A 16,301-nucleotide genomic window follows, 5' to 3' on the forward strand; every position below is an offset into this window, starting at 1 on the left:
GCAGCCTCTTTGAAGAGGCAGGAGAATCCATGAAGAAAGTAGATTTTCAAAAACTTATTCTGTTTGAAAACGAGGATTACCTGGTAATCAACAAGCCGCCTTACCTGTCGAGCTTAGACGATAGGCATGAGGCGCAGAACATCCTGGACCTTGCCAAGGATTACTCAGCAGATGCCCAGCTGTGTCATCGATTGGACAAGGAGACCTCCGGATGTCTGGTGATTGCCAAGAATCCAGCGGCCTACAGGCACTTGGCCATCCAGTTTGAAAACCGCAAAGTCAACAAAATCTACCATGCTGTAGTCGAGGGAATCAAAGAATATGAGCAGTTGCTCGTAGACCGAAATCTCGTCGCATCAGCCAAAGGAGTCGCCAAAGTCAGCAAAGAAGGTAAGCCAGCCCAGACTGTTTTTAATACACTTAAAACGTATCGGGCTCATTCCCTAATTGAATGCAAGCCGATCACGGGTCGATTGCATCAAATCCGGATTCATTTGGCTTACCTCAAATCCCCCATTTGTGGGGATGAGCTGTATGGGGGGAGGCCTTTGTACCTTTCTTCATTGAAGCGCCGCTTCAATCTCAAAAAGGACACAGAAGAGCTGCCGATTATGCAGCGGGTTTCCTTGCATGCTTATTCGATTGAATTTGAGGGACTAGATGGAAAAAAAATTTTCATCGAAGCCCCTTATCCGAAGGATTTTCAGGTTTTGATCCATCAATTGGAGAAAACTAATTGATTTTCAACCAAAATATCCATCAAAAATTCAGTATTCAGATGCTAAACCTATGAAAATTAGGAGGTAGCATTTGAAATATTTTGCATGGAAAATAAAATACTTCTATCTTTGTGTCCCTTTTTGGGGGTCGAAAACATTTAACAAGCTAAAAATTAAACAGTTACACAGTGGATACTTTAAGCTATAAGACCATATCTGCTAACGACGCGACTGTAGACAAGCAATGGGTGGTAGTGGATGCCCAAGCTGCAGTTTTGGGTCGATTGGCCAGTGAGGTAGCAAGAATCTTAAGGGGGAAAAACAAGCCGAATTTCACCCCGCACGTGGATTGTGGTGACAATGTCATTGTAATCAACGCAGACAAAGTTCGATTGACCGGTAAAAAGTGGGACGAAAAAGTTTACGTTCGCCATACCGGATATCCAGGAGGACAGCGAATTTCTACTCCTAGATTGTTGAAGCAAAAGTCTTCAGCCATCTTGGTTGAGAAAGCTGTAAGAGGCATGTTGCCTAAAAACAGACTCGGAAGAAAAATGTACGGAAACTTGTACGTGTATGAAGGAGCTGAGCACCCACATGAAGCACAGCAGCCTAAAACCATCACGCTCTAATCGTAATAACTCATGGATGTAATCAATACAATCGGTAGAAGAAAAACCTCAGTAGCCCGAATCTATTTACAGCCGGGTAAAGGAGAAATCACCGTAAACAAGCAGTCTTTGGAAAAATACTTTCCATTTGACCTTCACCAAATCGTGGTTAAACAACCATTGACTTTGGTAGGTGAAGACGGCAACTTCGACATCAAAATCAATGTTGATGGTGGCGGAATCAAAGGGCAGGCTGAAGCAGCCAGAATGGCCATCGCAAGAGCTTTGTGCGAAGTAAACGAAGAGCACAGAGGTCCATTGAAAAAAGAAGGATTCTTGACTCGTGACCCTCGTATGGTCGAGCGTAAGAAGCCAGGTAGAAGAAAAGCACGAAGAAGATTCCAGTTCTCCAAGCGTTAATCGGAACATTCTTCCTCATATTAGAAACCAATTTATTTCATGTCAAAAATCGAATACAAAGACTTATTGGATGCTGGTGTTCACTTCGGACACTTGACGAGAAAGTGGGATCCCCGTATGGCTCCATACATCTTCATGGAGAAGAACGGAATCCATATTATCGACCTTAATAAAACGCTTGCCTGCCTCGAAGAAGCATCCGCTGCAGTCAAGCAGATCGTAAGATCCGGCAAAAAAGTAATGTTCGTCGCTACTAAAAAACAGGCTAAAGACCTAGTAGCTGATGAAGCACGTCGTCTAAACATGCCTTTCGTGACCGAAAGATGGTTGGGTGGTATGTTGACCAACTTCGCTACAATCAGAAAATCCTTGAAGAAAATGTCTTCTTTGGATAAAATGATGAAGGAAGATGCCTTCAAAAACATGGCGAAGAAGGAAAGATTGATGATCTCTCGTCAAAAAGAGAAAATGGAAAACGTCTTGGGCGGTATCGCTGACCTGACTAGACTTCCAGCTGCTCTTTTCATCGTGGACATCAAGCGTGAGCACATTGCGATTGCCGAAGCACAAAAGCTTGGTATCCCTGTTTTCGCATTGGTAGATACAAACTCCAACCCTAATGAGGTAGATTTCCCTATCCCTGCCAATGATGACGCTTTCAAATCAGTTAATCTACTCGTTAAAGCATTCGGTGCGGCTATTGAAGAAGGCCTAGCTGAGCGCAAGAAAGAGAAGGAAGAAGCTAAACTTTCCGAAGAGGAAGAGGCTAAAAGAGCCGTTGACGCTGAAACCAAAGAGTAATCCCACTCCTGATTTTGAAATAGTTTAAAAAATTGAACATCTGGTCCCGGCCGATGTTCAATTTTTTGTTTTATCTGATAAGGACCAATAATCCCACTCATTATTCAAGCCCTGCGTATAAACAGGCATTTACTAGAAATAATTATCGTTTAATTCCATAAACAGACCCGAAAATGGCAATTACTGCACAAGACGTAAACAAATTGAGACAAATGACCGGTGCCGGTATGATGGATTGCAAAAAAGCCTTGACAGAAGCTGAAGGCGATTTTGAAAAAGCAATCGACATCCTCCGTAAAAAAGGTCAAAAAGTATCTGCTTCCAGAGCTGATCGCGAAACTAAAGAAGGTGTTGTAGTAACACACGTAAGCGCAGACGGAACAAAAGGAACTATTCTTTCTCTTACTTGCGAAACTGACTTCGTGGCTAAAAACGAAGAGTTCGGCGCGTTCGCAAATACCTTGTTGAACCTAGCGGTAGAAAATGGTGCTGCTTCTAAAGAAGCTATCATGGCTTTGCCTATCGAAGGAATCACCGTAGCGGAGAAAATCGTTGAAATGACCGGTAAAATCGGTGAGAAAATTGACGTATCTCACTTTGAAATCGTTTCTGCCGAGGCTGTTGTTCCTTACATCCACTCCAATGGCAAATTGGGTGTTTTGGTAGGTTTGACCAACACTAACGGTGCAGACGTAGAAGAAGCTGGAAAAGACGTGGCGATGCAAATTGCTGCGATGAATCCAGTGGCTGTTGACAAAGACGGTGTTGATGCTTCTGTAATCGAACGTGAAATCGAAGTAGGTAAAGAGCAAGCTAGAGCTGAAGGTAAGCCTGAAGAAATGTTGGAAAAAATTGCTTTGGGTAAGTTGAACAAGTTCTACAAAGAAAACACTTTATTGAGCCAGCAGTTCGTAAAAGACAGCAGTAAGACCATCGCTCAGTACCTAGACGGTGTAAGCAAAGGCTTGACTGTTGCAGCATTTAAGCGAGTTTCTATCGGATAATTTATTTCCGACTCATCATAAAAAAACCCTTTCTGTTAATTCAGGAAGGGTTTTTTAGTTTCTGTTTTTCTAATCAAGGTTCCAATGCAGCCACACCCGGAAGTTCTTTTCCTTCCATATACTCCAGCAAAGCACCTCCACCTGTAGATACAAAAGAAACCTCATCTCCATAGCCAAACTTGTTGACGGCAGCAGCAGAGTCTCCCCCACCAATCAATGAATAGGCTCCATTTTTCGTTGCTTCTACCACGGCTTCAGCTATTGCTTTGGTACCTTTATCGAAAGATTCCATTTCAAAAACACCCATAGGTCCGTTCCATAGAATGGTCTTTGACTTCAAAATCGTTTCTGCAAAAAGCTCGCGGGTTTTCGGACCAATATCCAAGCCCATCCAACCGTCAGGAATTTCACCTTTATTCGCCAAACCTTGTTCAGCATCATTCGCAAAAGCCTTTGAAATCACGGTGTCAAGGGGAAGAATCAAATTTACGCCTTTCGCTTTGGCTTTCTCCATCAACTCCAATACAAAGTCCAACTTATCGGCCTCCAACAAAGAATCTCCGATGGTTCCCCCTTGAGCCTTGGCAAAGGTATAAGACATACCACCTCCTATGATTAGGTTATCAACTTTATCCAACAAGCGCTCAATAATCAAAATCTTATCTGAAATCTTAGCTCCTCCCATAATTGCAGTGTAAGGTCGCTCAGGGTTCCCCAATACCTTATCAGCATTTTTCAATTCGGAAAGCATTAGGTAGCCACACACTTTCTCAGTAAAAAACTGGGCAATCACCGCAGTCGATGCATGTGCCCGGTGCGCTGTTCCAAAAGCATCATTTACATAGATATTTCCCAAAGATGCCAATTTCTTCGCAAATTCAGGGTCTCCTTTTTCTTCTTCTTTATAAAACCGAAGGTTTTCCAAAAGCAACACCTCTCCCGGCTTCAACCCAAGCGCCAACATCTCTGCTTCTTCTCCGATGCAATCCTGCGCAAACTTTACAGGCCTTCCCAAGGCTTTTTCCAAATCCAACACAATGTGCCGCAATGAAAATCTATCTTCCGGTCCATTTTTCGGTCTTCCCAGGTGGGACATCAAAATAGCAGAACCGCCATCGTTTAAGATTTTCTCAATGGTAGGAATAGCAGCTTGGATACGGGTATCATCAGTTACTTTCAAATGATCATCCAGGGGAACGTTAAAGTCCACCCGAATGAGCGCTTTCATACCCTCAAAGCTCAGGTTGTCTAGATGTTTTATTCTAGGATTCATAAAATAGGTGTTAATAGATTATCAAAATTGGAAAAACACGGTCGAATTTATCAAAGTTTCTAACAAAAACCGACTTTCCTGAAACAGGAAATGAAGGCTATGCAATTAACCTTTTGCTGCCGCTCTTCTTAGGCGATCATTTATAGCACGACCCAAGCCATGCTCGGGCATTAATTCCGCTACTATAACCGAAGCTCCTGATTGGTCCAATTGACGTAGATAATCAAAAAGATTTTTAGCCGCTTCCACCAAATCCCCAGATGGGCTCAGTTGAAATTGCGGAGAAGGACCATCTAAGGAAAATCGCTTATTCAGACTCAATACACCAAAGGGTATTTCCCGTTGTAACATCTCAGGAACCAGCTCATTTAGATCACCTAGAATAAATTCTTTGGAAGGTGCATAATGACTTTTTAAAAGTCCAGGAGCTGCTGGATTAGAGGAACTATGGGATTTGATTTCCACTTCTCCAACTAGTTCAGTGATTAGGTTCAAATCCAAACCACCCAAACGATAAATAGTGACTTTCCCCTCCTCTATTCCTACAATGGTGCTTTCCAAACCCACTTCGCAACTTCCGCCATCTAAAATATAGGGGATTTGCTCACCCAATTGCTGGGCTACGTGGGATGCCTTTGTAGGACTGATATAGCCAAAGGGATTAGCGCTGGGAGCAGCCAAAGGAAAATCCAATTCCCTTAAGAGCCTTAAGGTGAGCGGATGCTTAGGAATCCTTACCGCAACTCGGTTTAATCCAGCGGTCACCAAATCAGGGATAATATCCTGTTTTTCCAGTAATAAAGTCAGAGGACCTGGCCAGAACTTTTCAGCAAGCTGTTGAAGCGGTTCAGGAATCCCCTTGACAAATGAATTGATTTTTTCAATCGAATCGGTGTGAACGATCAAAGGATCAAAAGAAGGTCGATTTTTAGTTTGAAAAATTTTCGCGACAGCATCCACATTCAAGGCATTTCCGGCTAACCCATAGACTGTCTCTGTAGGAATTCCTACCAGTTGGCCAGCCTCCAAAAATCCCTTTGCCTTATTGATGTCCTGACCGATCAAAGCCATCTTATTGACAGAAGTCTTTTACCCAACTTTCGGCCTCTTGGTACCCGAGAGAAAGCGCCATTTTCAGATCCGCACAACCCTCGGATTTTTCATTCAAAGCACTCAAACGCGTTACTCCTAATAAATAATAGGCTGCACCATTTTTAGGATCCAAGTTGACGGCATTGGTTAAGGATTCCAATGCACCGATCGGATCATTATTCCCCATTTGGGCTTTCCCTTTATTGAAGTAGACTAAGGCTTGGTTAGGATTGACTTGCAAAGCCATATCAAAATCAAGAATGGCGTCTTCGTAATACTCAATGCCCAAAAGAGCCAAACCCCGATTGTAATAAATATCCGTTTGCTGAGGATCTAGGCGGTTAGCCATGTTGTAATCAGAGACAGCTTCTTTCAAGTTTCCCAATTCAAAATGTGCATTCCCTCGGTTAAACCACGGCTTATAACTGGCGGAATCTACCTCGATCGCTTCTGAAAAAACAGAAATTGCTTCCTTGTATTTCTCTTGTTGGAATAAGGCTACACCCTTTGCATTGATAGCCTGACTTTGACCAGCATTTTTCTCCAAGACCCGATCAAAAATGGACACCGCATCCTCCCACTGTTGGGTATCCATTTTTTCCATTCCTGCTTGCATCAACTCTTCCTCGCTAGGCGAGCAGGCGATGAGTCCGAAGACCAGCAGCCCTAACATCCAAATTTTTTTCACTTTTGCTTTTATTTTGGGCAAAGATAGGCAATCAGGCGCTTTTGCGAAGATCTGCTTCTAAAATCTCCCGATAAGAAGTAGGAATGGAAACAGGCTTCATGTTTTTCATTGAAACAGAAACCATCACGGTTTTACACCTTGCAAAAATCGTCTCTCCCCTTTCATCCACTAGAACCTGTTCCAAATCAAAGGATGTGTTGCCCAAACGACTGCAACGTACCCAAGCTTTGACCTGATCTTCCATATGAATGGGTTTAAGGTAATCCAGTTCAATTCGCGCCACTACTGTCCCTACTTCCATGATATTCCAACCACAGCGGTCATATAGGTACAGGGCACGAGCATGCTCAAAATAATTGAAATAGATTCCATTATTGACATGCATGTATCCATCAATATCAGAGAAACGGACTTGGATGGGTACCGAAAAATCAAACTTTTCTTGAAAATCTTTGGGATTCATAGCCTACAGCAAAATCTCAGATTTACTGGTTTTCTCCAGCATTCGCAGGATGGAAGGATTATAACCAATCATATCTGCTACTGAATCAAAACTGAACCACGCCAAGGAAATACTTTCGTCGCTTATTTGTAAAGGCTCATTCATGTCTGCCTCTAGCAGAAAGCGTACGTCATAATGGTAATGTTCGGGAACATGTGGCCTCTCAGGGATAATATGCTTATCCAGATCAAAAATTTGCTCCTCCACCAAACGAAGATTCTGAAGTCCACTCTCTTCCTGGGCTTCTTTTAGTGCCACCTCGATCAAGTTTTCATTTCCATCGGCATGACCTCCAAGTTGTAGCCAGCGACCCAATTTTCGGTGTAAAGTCAACAAGGTGTGGGTTCGTTTTTTATTGACGATCCACGAAGAGGCTGTAAAGTGTCCTGCAAGTCGCTCTCGCTTATAGGCGAGCGGATCTTGGGTCAAGTCTGCAAAATCGGCAATAAACGCAGCTTCCTCCTCATAAGGAGTTCGGTACAGTTCCAGTTGTTTTTGAAAGGTAAATCTATCCATGCTTGGTTTCGAATAATCGATCTATCATTTGGTCGAAAGGTTGAGCATCTTCGTAAAGCCGATCCGAATAGACGGTTACTAGGAGCTTGAGGTAACTGGGTTTATTATCAATACTGATTTTTTCAATACTTACATTTCCGAAAAGCTGAGAAATCCGCTGATTTTCGGAAGGTGCTTGCAAGGGAGGTTTCAGGTAAAACTTTTCGGTAACCTTCACTTGGTCGTTGATCTCTTCCATTTTCCGATCCAAACTCACCTGCTTATACCCCAAAGCTAGGATGCGTCGTGAAAAAGCCAAGAAAAGCTTGGAAAAAGTTTCAGGAGTAAAGGGAGGCTCGAAAGTTACTGCAAAGCCATTGGCATAGGGAGATTGAAATAAATGAACCTGAGGTGTCTCTTGAATTCCGGTTCGTTTGAGGTGAAAGTTCCTGTAAATCCTATCAAAAATATCAATAGCTTGAGGTGAATCCATCCATTGATCAATCTCGTTCAGGTCGGCTTCCTTGACCTCATAATTTTCTTTCACCCGAACAGGAGTTTTTGATGGGTTTTTAAAAATTTTACCAAAAAGGTCATCGAAGAAACTATTCATCAGAATTTAATTTAAGGATTCCTCCTGAAGTACATTGCACCTGTCCCTCATCGATCAATTGTCTGAGTATTTCCGAGGCACGGTTTGCATTGGAGTAGTTCACCTGATTGATAAGCGAGTCTTCTTCTAACTCCCCAACTTGCCCCAAAGTTTCAAGAATCCATTTACGAAGTTTTAGATCCAAAGCTCTAGGATCTTTTTTATGCTCCACACACCAATCACAAATTCCACAGGTCTCGTCCGTTTTTTCCCCAAAGTACTCCTGAATAAATTGTGTCCTGCAGATTAAATTTTGATGCGCATACATAACCATGCTTTTTGCTTTTTCCAAAGTTAATTCCCTTCGCAAAGCAATTCTTCTACCATTCAACGGAAGTTTTGCCGCATCATATCGGCCTGTTAAAAAAGTAATTTGGGGTTTATCCTTTCGCTTTTCGTAATCAATAATATCCAATTGCGCCATCCGGTCCAATAGCTTGATCAGTTCAGACTCTTTCATTTCCAGAATTTTGGCCAACTTGGATTCCTGAATTTTGATGTATTCTGAAAATAAATTCCCACCATAGGTTCGAAGCAACATCTTAATAACCGGATCCAATCGTACATGGGCAATCTGAATTTCATACAATTGCTGAGGATTGACTAAAAAATGAAGCCTTGAAGGACTATAATAACTTTCACTCAACCCTATAAAACCTTCCTCTTCCAGAACCTTTAGCGCATAGAAGGTCTCCAAAACTCCCAAATGATAGGTTTTAGCGAATTCCCCCCAATCAAAATCAAAACTACTGAGCATGTTACTTCCGACCGCGATCTGGAAATAATTAGCCAAGCATTGGTACACTTTCTTGATAAAATCAATTGGAGGGTAAACCAAGGCAGCCCGCTCCATCAATTTTTCAAGGTCTTCTTCGCTGCATAATAATACTGCAAAAGATTTCTTACCATCTCTGCCTGCCCGACCTGCTTCTTGGTAATAACTTTCAATATTTTCTGGTACATCCGAATGGATAACCACCCGGACATCCGGTTTATCAATTCCCATCCCAAAAGCATTGGTGGAAACCATCACCCGAACCTGATTTTTCATCCAAAGTTCCTGCCGCTCCGTACGATCCTTCACCAATAACCCTGCGTGGTAAAACGTAGAAGAAATCCCCATTTGATGAAGAGCCTTTGCAATTTGCTGGGTGGCTTGCCTGTTTCTGACATACCAAATTGCAGTTCCCGCTACCCGATCCAAAATCTCCTTCCCTTTTTCCAGCTTATTTTCAACAATCCGAACACTATAACTGAGGTTTGGCCGAGCAAAGCTTTGTCGGAAAACTTGAGGCTTCTTCATTTGGAGCTTTTCCAAAATATCCTCCAATACCTGAGGTGTAGCAGAAGCCGTTAAGGCCAACACAGGGACTTTGGGATGAAAAGCTCGAATCGCTGCAATTTCCAAATAGGGAGGTCTAAAATCGTATCCCCACTGGGAAATACAATGCGCCTCATCCACAGCAATTAGATTGACGGGCATTTGCTTAAAGCGCTCTAGAAACAAATCAGACTTCAAACGCTCTGGAGAGACATATAGGAACTTATAATTTCCGTAGATACAATTATTCAAAACCCGGTCTATCTCTCGATAACTCATCCCCGAATAAATCGCTTGAGCAAGTATTCCTTTTGCCCGAAGTTGATCAACTTGATCTTTCATCAAGGCAATCAGGGGGCTGACAACCAAACAAATGCCTTCTTGGACTAAGCCTGGAATTTGATAGCAAAGAGATTTTCCTCCTCCTGTAGGCATCAAGGCAAGACTATCCACCCCTTCCAGCACGGAATCAATAACTTGCTTTTGGACGGGTCGAAACTCCTGATAGCCAAAAACCTGTCTGAGGATTTCCTTTGCTTGATTTTCCAATTACCAGCTTGGTTTTTCTTTATTTAAAAAGGCCGATATCCCATGAATACAATCGGCATGAGCCCGCGACTGAGCATTCAATTTAGCGGCAGCTTCAAGTTTACGATTTCGCTCCTCTTGGTGGACACTTCGCAATAATGCCTTGGTGACCATCATGGCATGGGACGAGTTGTTTTGAATGAGTTTTTCGGCAAATTCCTGAACCTCATTTTCTAAAAATTCGGACTCTTTCACACCGGAGATTATCCCCAAATCAGCTGCTTTTTGTGCAGAAATAAATTCCCCTGAAAGTAAAAGCTCTTGGGTTTTGGCAACGCCTATTTGTTCCAAAAGAAAAACTGAAACTAAAGCCGGAATAAAACCAATTTTCACTTCCGTGTAACCAAAAAGAGCCTCAGGGACGGCAAAAGCAAAATCACAAACCGTCACCAAGCCACAGCCTCCCGCCAATGCATGGCCTTGAACTTGCGCGATGACAGGTTTGGGAAAATTATAAATGCGATCAAACAGTCCCATCAATCGTCGGCTATCTTCCAAATTTTCTTCAGGAGTAAAGCTTTGCATTTGCTGCAGATAGGCCAAGTCGGCACCAGCGCAAAAGGCTTTCCCTTCCGCCGCAATGATTACTACTTTCACATGAGGATCTGAGTCTAGCTCATCCAGAGCCTTTAATAGCCCCACTATAAGTTCAGGACTCATCGCATTTCTTTTCTCGGGTCGGTTCAAAGTGATTTTTCCGATTCGATTTGACTTCTCAAGTCTGATTGGAGCTTCCATGCATTCTTGTTTGTTCTTGAAATTAGCAGGAGTATAGGGTAATTCAAAAGGAGATTTGAACAGCGGATTGGGAAATGGGAAAAATCGGGGATTCACTAGCTGATTTCCAAGTCGGATCATCCCAAACCCTCCACTTAATATTGTTTTTTTGGTTTAGGAAAACTGAATCTTGAAAAATCCTTATCCCCATTTCGGGAAAAAATAATTCTCCAGCTTGAACTTGCATAGCTTTTAAAGAAGCAGGTTGATTTCGCCATTGACGCTGGATACGGTTCGGATGAACATAAAATTTCATTTCCTCACCTTTTATTCCATTATTCCAGGATTTGAGTTCCCCATCCTCCCAAAAATCAATAGCCCATCCATCTGCCGATCGATAAACTATGGCTTGATTAGAATGAAAACCAGAACTTTGAATTAGTCTTCCGCCCGCCCAAATCAAGGTCAAAAACAATCCAAAATAGATTAATCCTTTCTTTGAAAAATAGAACCAACTCACCCAAATAAGAAGCATTCCCCAAACAAATACCATGGTAGTCGGATAAATGCTTAACTCCTGAAAGCGGAATGGCAATTTTTGAAATAGCGATAGAATGAGAAGTTCGAATTGGATTAAGAATCCAACTAGCCATCCCATTATTTTGCCAACAAATGGCATCCAAGCCAAAAAAAGAAAGGGAATTCCCAGTTGCATAATGACAAATGTTAGGGGAATCACTATTAGGTTGGCCGGTAAAAACCAAATAGGAAAACTATGGAAATACCAAACCGAAATCGGAAAAGTAGCCAATTGGGCGGCTATTGAAACGGCCGCCAATTGCCAAATGTATTCCAGAAATCGGTTGGGAGGATACCACCACTTTAAAATCAAAGGTTGCAGTAAAATGATTCCTGATACAGCTAAATAGGACAATTGGAATCCAATATCTAAAATTACTGATGGGTTAACGGCAATCATTAAAAGCGCTGAAAATGCCATGATATTAAAAATCGGAGGCTTACGCTCCCGAAGCTCTCCTAGTACTACCAAGGTAAACATCACAGAGGCTCGAACCACGGATGGCGAAAATCCAGTGATTCCAGCATAGCCCCAAATAATAAAAACTACACCTACTAGATAAAATCGGCGAGCGGCAATTTTTAATTTAAGAGGCTTTATCAGAAATAGTAGTACAGCCACCAAAATCCCAACGTGTAATCCAGAAACAGCTAAAATATGCATCACACCTGCATCGGAAAACGCTTCTCGTAAGGATCGATCCAACTGATTTTTCTGTCCAAGCAATAAAGCCAATGCAATAGGCTGAGATTCTTTTTGTGGAATATTATCTTTAACCAATTCCCCCAACTGCTCTCGAAAATGCGTCAGCAAAAATCGAAATGTTGATGACGAGGATTCCTTGACCAAAGAAATCTTTCCTCGGGGGATAAATTGCCTCGAGAAAATCCCCCGCTTAGCAAGGTATTCTCGGTAATCGAATTCGGAAGGATTGCGGGGAGGGGCAATAGGTTCCGGAGCTTGACTCACCCAAACCAACTGTCCCGGCTCTAGTTCTAAATTACTTTGATGATAAATTAATACCAACTGATCAGTTTCGATCCATTCCGAATCCCGATGGAATCGTTTTACCTTCAAAGTATTCTCTTTAGAATTGGGTTTTTCGAGATCAAAACCCTGTACTTCTGCTAAATAAGCTCCATTGATAGGAGTAGGTTGATTTTGCTGATTTTTGAAAATAAGGGATAAAACTAAGCCCAGGAAAACCAGTTGAGCATATCCTAAAAAAGTAATCCAAACCAGACTTTTCTTCTTCCAGACCAAAAAAAGGTAGAGAAACCAACTTCCGATAATTAGTATCCAACAATAGGGGATCAATGCTTCCCAACTGAAAAAACGCCCCAAGAGGATTCCAATTAGAAAAAAGAGTAGAAATCGTAAAAAGGGAAAATCAGAAAAACGCATAACAATGAAAAATCACCTATTAATTTAAAAATAAAAAAGCCATCCTGAAAGATCAGAATGGCTAAATTTCTTACATGATGCGTTTTATCAGAAGCGATAACCTAGGCTAAAGCCCGCATTTAATTCTATTCTAGTGAAACGATCAGCAACTTCATCACTAAACCCTCTCGCTATACTTCCATAGGGACCAAAGGCAAAATGCGGAGAGAATTCCCATTTGTATCCCCCTCCTACACCAAACATAAAAGCATTCATATTGGTAGTAGAAATTCCCCCATCTACAGGCTCTTCGAATTCTCCAAAACGGATTTTAGCGAGCGGGAAAATATAAATTCTTCCATTTGGATTATTCCCAAAATAGAAATTCATAGAAGCCTGAACCGCATTCGTTTTGTAGTTTTTCCCATTTTTTTGAGAATTAAATCCAAACCGATCGTTAATGTGGACTTGAAGATCAAGCGAATGATCTTCGGATAAATACTTCTCAAACCCAGCCTCGAGCGAACCTAAGGCAATCAAGTTCAAAAAGTTGAGTTTAAATTCATTGGAAAAATCTCTATTCGTGCTTCCTCCTGAACTCGAGATGACATTCTGCCCAAAGGAATGACCTAAGAGCCCCATCATCAAAATGGTTATTAAAATCTTTTTCATAGTTGTCAATTTAAAAATAAAATTAATGCTTCAATTCCATCTTGTAATGAAGAATATTACATTCTTCAAATTGGCCTCCAACTTTTTTAAAACCAAATTTCTGGTAAAGTGGAACTGCGGAAATCTGTGAATGTAGGTAACGGGTTTTTCCCTGGGCTTCAGGATGCACTAACAAATCCCGAAGTACCGCTAGAACTAAAGCCTGACCTACTCCCTTTCCCCTTGCTTCTTTCAATACGGCAAACCGCTCTAATTTGATTCCATTTGAAGTAAATCTCCAACGAGCAGTACCAACCGGTTTTCCATTAAGAGAAGCTAGAAAATGTGTGGACACATCTTCAAATTCATCGTATTCAGCATCAGCGTCAACCTTTTGCTCTTTTACAAATACTTCTGTCCGAATCTTAAAAGCGATATCCATCCCGGCTTTACCGGTCACTTTTTCTACTAGCAGACTCATTTTTTGCAATGTCTTTTTCAGCCTGATTTTTCTCGTAGGCTTCAATGATAGCCTTTACCAATTTATGTCGAATGACATCCTTTCCACTAAGATTAACGATGCCTATTCCTTTGACATCCTTGAGAATCCGCAATGCTTCACTCAATCCTGATTTTTGTCGAATAGGGAGATCGACCTGCGTTTGGTCCCCGGTAATAATTACTTTCGAGTTGGGGCCCATCCTAGTCAAAAACATCTTGATCTGCTCCGAAGTAGTATTTTGCGCTTCATCCAACAAAACAAAAGCATCATGGAGCGTCCTTCCTCGCATGTAGGCCAAGGGAGCTATCTCAATCACACGGGTTTCCTGATAATATTTGAGCTTTTCCGGTGGCACCATATCTTGCAGCGCGTCATAAATGGGGCGCAGATAAGGATCGAGCTTTTCTTGTAGGTCCCCAGGTAGAAACCCTAAATTTTCACCGGCTTCCACTGCTGGGCGAGTGATAATTATACGCTTGACTTCCCGATTTTTCAGAGCCCGAACTGCAAGCGCTACCGCAATATAGGTCTTACCTGTTCCAGCTGGGCCTAAAGCAAAAACCAAATCGTTTTTCATGGAAGCTTCCACCAATTTTCGTTGGTTGGTGGACTTTGGCTTGATTACAAGTCCCTTATTCCCGAAAACGATAACTGCGTCTCGGTTGGATTGCTCAAAAGGCACGCCCTCCACGTCCAGATAGTCTTTTACCTTATCCGGGCTCAAATGTCCGAAGCGCTCCACATGCTCCAAGAGCAAATTAATCAGATTGTTAATACGTAAAATCTCAGGGGCACTCCCCTGAATCCGTATCTCATTTCCTCTGGAAATTATTTTGCTTTGCGGGAAGGCCTGTGCTAACTGTCTAATATTTTCATTGGCCTGACCTAAAAATTCCGCAAGCGGCACATTCTCCAGTGTGATTACTTTTTCTACCAAATTTTTTCTTTGATTAAATATTCTTGAAGGACGATGGATTATGTTCTATTTTTGTTCTGATCCCTCACAAACAAAAGTACATAATTTTAATTTACTTGCTTCTATGGCATTGGTGACATTCCTCTCTGATTTTGGAGATCAGGACTTTTACGTACCGGCAGTGAAGGCCAAAATGCTGGCCATCAATCCCCAGTTAAACATCATTGATCTGTCCCATCGAATAGAAACCTATGATCTTGCCCATGCGGCCTTTATCCTACGATCCACTTTCCGGGATTTTCCAAAAGGAACTGTCCATTTGGTAGCTGTCAACACCACGGGATCAATGACTCAAGGTTATATTGGTGTGAAGCTGGAAGAGCATATTTTCATTGGGCCCAACAATGGGATTTTTAGCCTACTTGCTGATAAAGAACCTGGTATCATGGTACAGTTTGCTGACATTCACGTTCAGGAGAGTTCTTTTCCTGCGAAGGATATTTTAGCTCCGATTGCCGCTAAAGTAGCATCAGGAGCAGCCATTCATGACTTCGGTGGACCCTTACAAAACTTCCGCAAATTGATGCCTCGCATCCCAAAAGCCACGAAAGAACAAATCACCGGGCATGTGATGCGGGTAGATCGCTATGGCAATCTGATCACTAATATTTCCAAAGAGCTTTTTGATAAGCTAAATCCCGGTAAATTTTCCATTGAATTTGGAAGAGAGAGTCTCGATCGACTTTTCTCAGGTTATGACCAAGTTGAGCCGGGGGATTGCTTTGCCTTCTTCAATAGCTCAGGCTATTTAGAAATCGGAATCAATCACGGCCATGGAGGGAATTTATTAGGACTGCGTTTTGAGTCAGTTGTAAATATTCACTTTGCAAACTAAGCCATGCTAATTCGTAGCGTACGTATGACTTTTCAGGAAGATAAGATTGATGCCTTCTTGAAGAACTTTGGAGCCAATAAGAAAAAAATACGCTCTTTTCCCGGTTGCCATCATTTAGAACTTTGGCAAGATGAAAATCAAAAAAATATTTTCATGACCTATTCCCATTGGGAAAATGAGGAAGCATTGAACAAATACCGTGATTCTGAACTATTTAAATCTGTCTGGAGCTATACAAAAACATTGTTTTCTGAAAGACCGATTGCTTTTAGCTCAAAAAAAATTGAGGAAGTAGAAATCTAAGGTTGGAGAAAAATAAAATTGTATTCATATTTGCATCCCGTTTGGTAAGAAACGGGGTCAGATTGACAAGCCCAGGTGGCGGAATTGGTAGACGCGTTGGTCTCAAACACCAATGAGGTAACACTCGTGCCGGTTCGACTCCGGCCCTGGGTACAAAGAAAAAGCTCGCAGATTGCGAGCTTTTTTTG

At 41.9% G+C, this 16,301-nt stretch carries 19 protein-coding genes and 1 tRNA gene; 8 read left to right on the forward strand and 12 right to left on the reverse strand.

The window, feature by feature from the left end; genetic code table 11:
* Positions 1-29: 29 nt before the first annotated feature.
* The 5 genes from HWE15_RS08710 (at position 30) to tsf (ending at position 3,555) form a co-directional block, all read left to right on the forward strand.
* Positions 30-740, forward strand: a complete 711-nt coding sequence (locus tag HWE15_RS08710; protein ID WP_290507135.1) for a pseudouridine synthase — start codon at positions 30-32, stop codon at positions 738-740.
* Positions 741-907: 167 nt separating this feature from the next.
* Complete coding sequence (gene rplM / locus HWE15_RS08715; protein ID WP_290507136.1) at positions 908-1,351, forward strand: 50S ribosomal protein L13; 444 nt, start codon at positions 908-910, stop codon at positions 1,349-1,351.
* 12 nt (positions 1,352-1,363) lie between these two features.
* Complete coding sequence (gene rpsI, locus HWE15_RS08720) at positions 1,364-1,750, forward strand: 30S ribosomal protein S9 (protein WP_135075245.1); 387 nt, start codon at positions 1,364-1,366, stop codon at positions 1,748-1,750.
* 39 nt (positions 1,751-1,789) lie between these two features.
* A complete protein-coding gene (gene rpsB, locus HWE15_RS08725; RefSeq protein WP_290507137.1) occupies positions 1,790-2,551 on the forward strand; it encodes a 30S ribosomal protein S2 in 762 nt (253 codons plus the stop codon).
* Positions 2,552-2,724: 173 nt separating this feature from the next.
* Positions 2,725-3,555 (forward strand): translation elongation factor Ts, encoded by an 831-nt coding sequence (tsf, locus tag HWE15_RS08730; RefSeq protein WP_290507138.1) that lies wholly within the window; start codon positions 2,725-2,727, stop codon positions 3,553-3,555.
* 73 nt (positions 3,556-3,628) lie between these two features.
* Here the strand turns inward: tsf and pgk are convergent, their stop codons facing one another.
* The 12 genes from pgk to HWE15_RS08790 form a co-directional block, all read right to left on the reverse strand.
* Positions 3,629-4,828, reverse strand: a complete 1,200-nt coding sequence (gene pgk / locus HWE15_RS08735; RefSeq protein WP_290507139.1) for a phosphoglycerate kinase — start codon at positions 4,826-4,828, stop codon at positions 3,629-3,631.
* A gap of 105 nt (positions 4,829-4,933) precedes the next feature.
* Positions 4,934-5,899, reverse strand: coding sequence for an L-threonylcarbamoyladenylate synthase (locus HWE15_RS08740; protein WP_290507140.1), 966 nt, complete (start codon positions 5,897-5,899; stop codon positions 4,934-4,936).
* Between the two features lies 1 nt (position 5,900).
* A complete protein-coding gene (locus tag HWE15_RS08745; RefSeq protein WP_290507141.1) occupies positions 5,901-6,608 on the reverse strand; it encodes a tetratricopeptide repeat protein in 708 nt (235 codons plus the stop codon).
* A gap of 31 nt (positions 6,609-6,639) precedes the next feature.
* The gene (locus HWE15_RS08750) at positions 6,640-7,071 is read right to left on the reverse strand and encodes a thioesterase family protein (RefSeq protein WP_290507142.1); all 432 of its coding nucleotides are present in this window, start codon (positions 7,069-7,071) and stop codon (positions 6,640-6,642) included.
* Between the two features lie 3 nt (positions 7,072-7,074).
* Positions 7,075-7,626 (reverse strand): NUDIX hydrolase, encoded by a 552-nt coding sequence (locus HWE15_RS08755; protein WP_290507143.1) that lies wholly within the window; start codon positions 7,624-7,626, stop codon positions 7,075-7,077.
* Positions 7,619-8,218 carry a hypothetical protein gene (locus tag HWE15_RS08760; RefSeq protein ID WP_290507144.1) on the reverse strand — a complete coding sequence of 200 codons (600 nt, stop codon included), beginning with the start codon at positions 8,216-8,218 and terminating at the stop codon, positions 7,619-7,621. The genes HWE15_RS08755 and HWE15_RS08760 overlap by 8 nt, the downstream gene beginning before the upstream one ends.
* Positions 8,211-10,127, reverse strand: a complete 1,917-nt coding sequence (locus tag HWE15_RS08765; protein ID WP_290507145.1) for an ATP-dependent DNA helicase RecQ — start codon at positions 10,125-10,127, stop codon at positions 8,211-8,213. The genes HWE15_RS08760 and HWE15_RS08765 overlap by 8 nt, the downstream gene beginning before the upstream one ends.
* On the reverse strand, positions 10,128-10,904 hold the full coding sequence (locus HWE15_RS08770; protein ID WP_290507146.1) for an enoyl-CoA hydratase-related protein: 777 nt from the start codon (positions 10,902-10,904) through the stop codon (positions 10,128-10,130).
* Positions 10,905-10,947: 43 nt separating this feature from the next.
* Positions 10,948-12,807 carry a ComEC/Rec2 family competence protein gene (locus tag HWE15_RS08775; RefSeq protein ID WP_290507147.1) on the reverse strand — a complete coding sequence of 620 codons (1,860 nt, stop codon included), beginning with the start codon at positions 12,805-12,807 and terminating at the stop codon, positions 10,948-10,950.
* Between the two features lie 147 nt (positions 12,808-12,954).
* Complete coding sequence (locus HWE15_RS08780) at positions 12,955-13,518, reverse strand: DUF3575 domain-containing protein (RefSeq protein WP_290507148.1); 564 nt, start codon at positions 13,516-13,518, stop codon at positions 12,955-12,957.
* Positions 13,519-13,540: 22 nt separating this feature from the next.
* Entirely contained in the window at positions 13,541-13,978 is a 438-nt protein-coding gene (locus HWE15_RS08785; RefSeq protein ID WP_290507149.1) for a GNAT family N-acetyltransferase, read from the reverse strand.
* Positions 13,947-14,936, reverse strand: coding sequence for a PhoH family protein (locus tag HWE15_RS08790; protein ID WP_290507150.1), 990 nt, complete (start codon positions 14,934-14,936; stop codon positions 13,947-13,949). Before HWE15_RS08790 ends, HWE15_RS08785 begins: the two co-directional genes overlap by 32 nt.
* A 103-nt stretch (positions 14,937-15,039) precedes the next feature.
* On the opposite strand from HWE15_RS08790, the gene HWE15_RS08795 reads away from it, so the two are divergent.
* From HWE15_RS08795 to HWE15_RS08805, 3 genes are all read left to right on the forward strand, one after another.
* Positions 15,040-15,810, forward strand: coding sequence for an SAM-dependent chlorinase/fluorinase (locus tag HWE15_RS08795; protein WP_290507151.1), 771 nt, complete (start codon positions 15,040-15,042; stop codon positions 15,808-15,810).
* A 3-nt stretch (positions 15,811-15,813) separates the two neighbouring features.
* On the forward strand, positions 15,814-16,113 hold the full coding sequence (locus HWE15_RS08800) for a putative quinol monooxygenase (RefSeq protein WP_290507152.1): 300 nt from the start codon (positions 15,814-15,816) through the stop codon (positions 16,111-16,113).
* 69 nt (positions 16,114-16,182) lie between these two features.
* Positions 16,183-16,266, forward strand: a tRNA-Leu gene (locus tag HWE15_RS08805).
* Positions 16,267-16,301: the final 35 nt, after the last annotated feature.

The sequence above is a fragment of the Algoriphagus sp. genome (assembly GCF_013373065.1).
Lineage (GTDB): Bacteria > Bacteroidota > Bacteroidia > Cytophagales > Cyclobacteriaceae > Algoriphagus.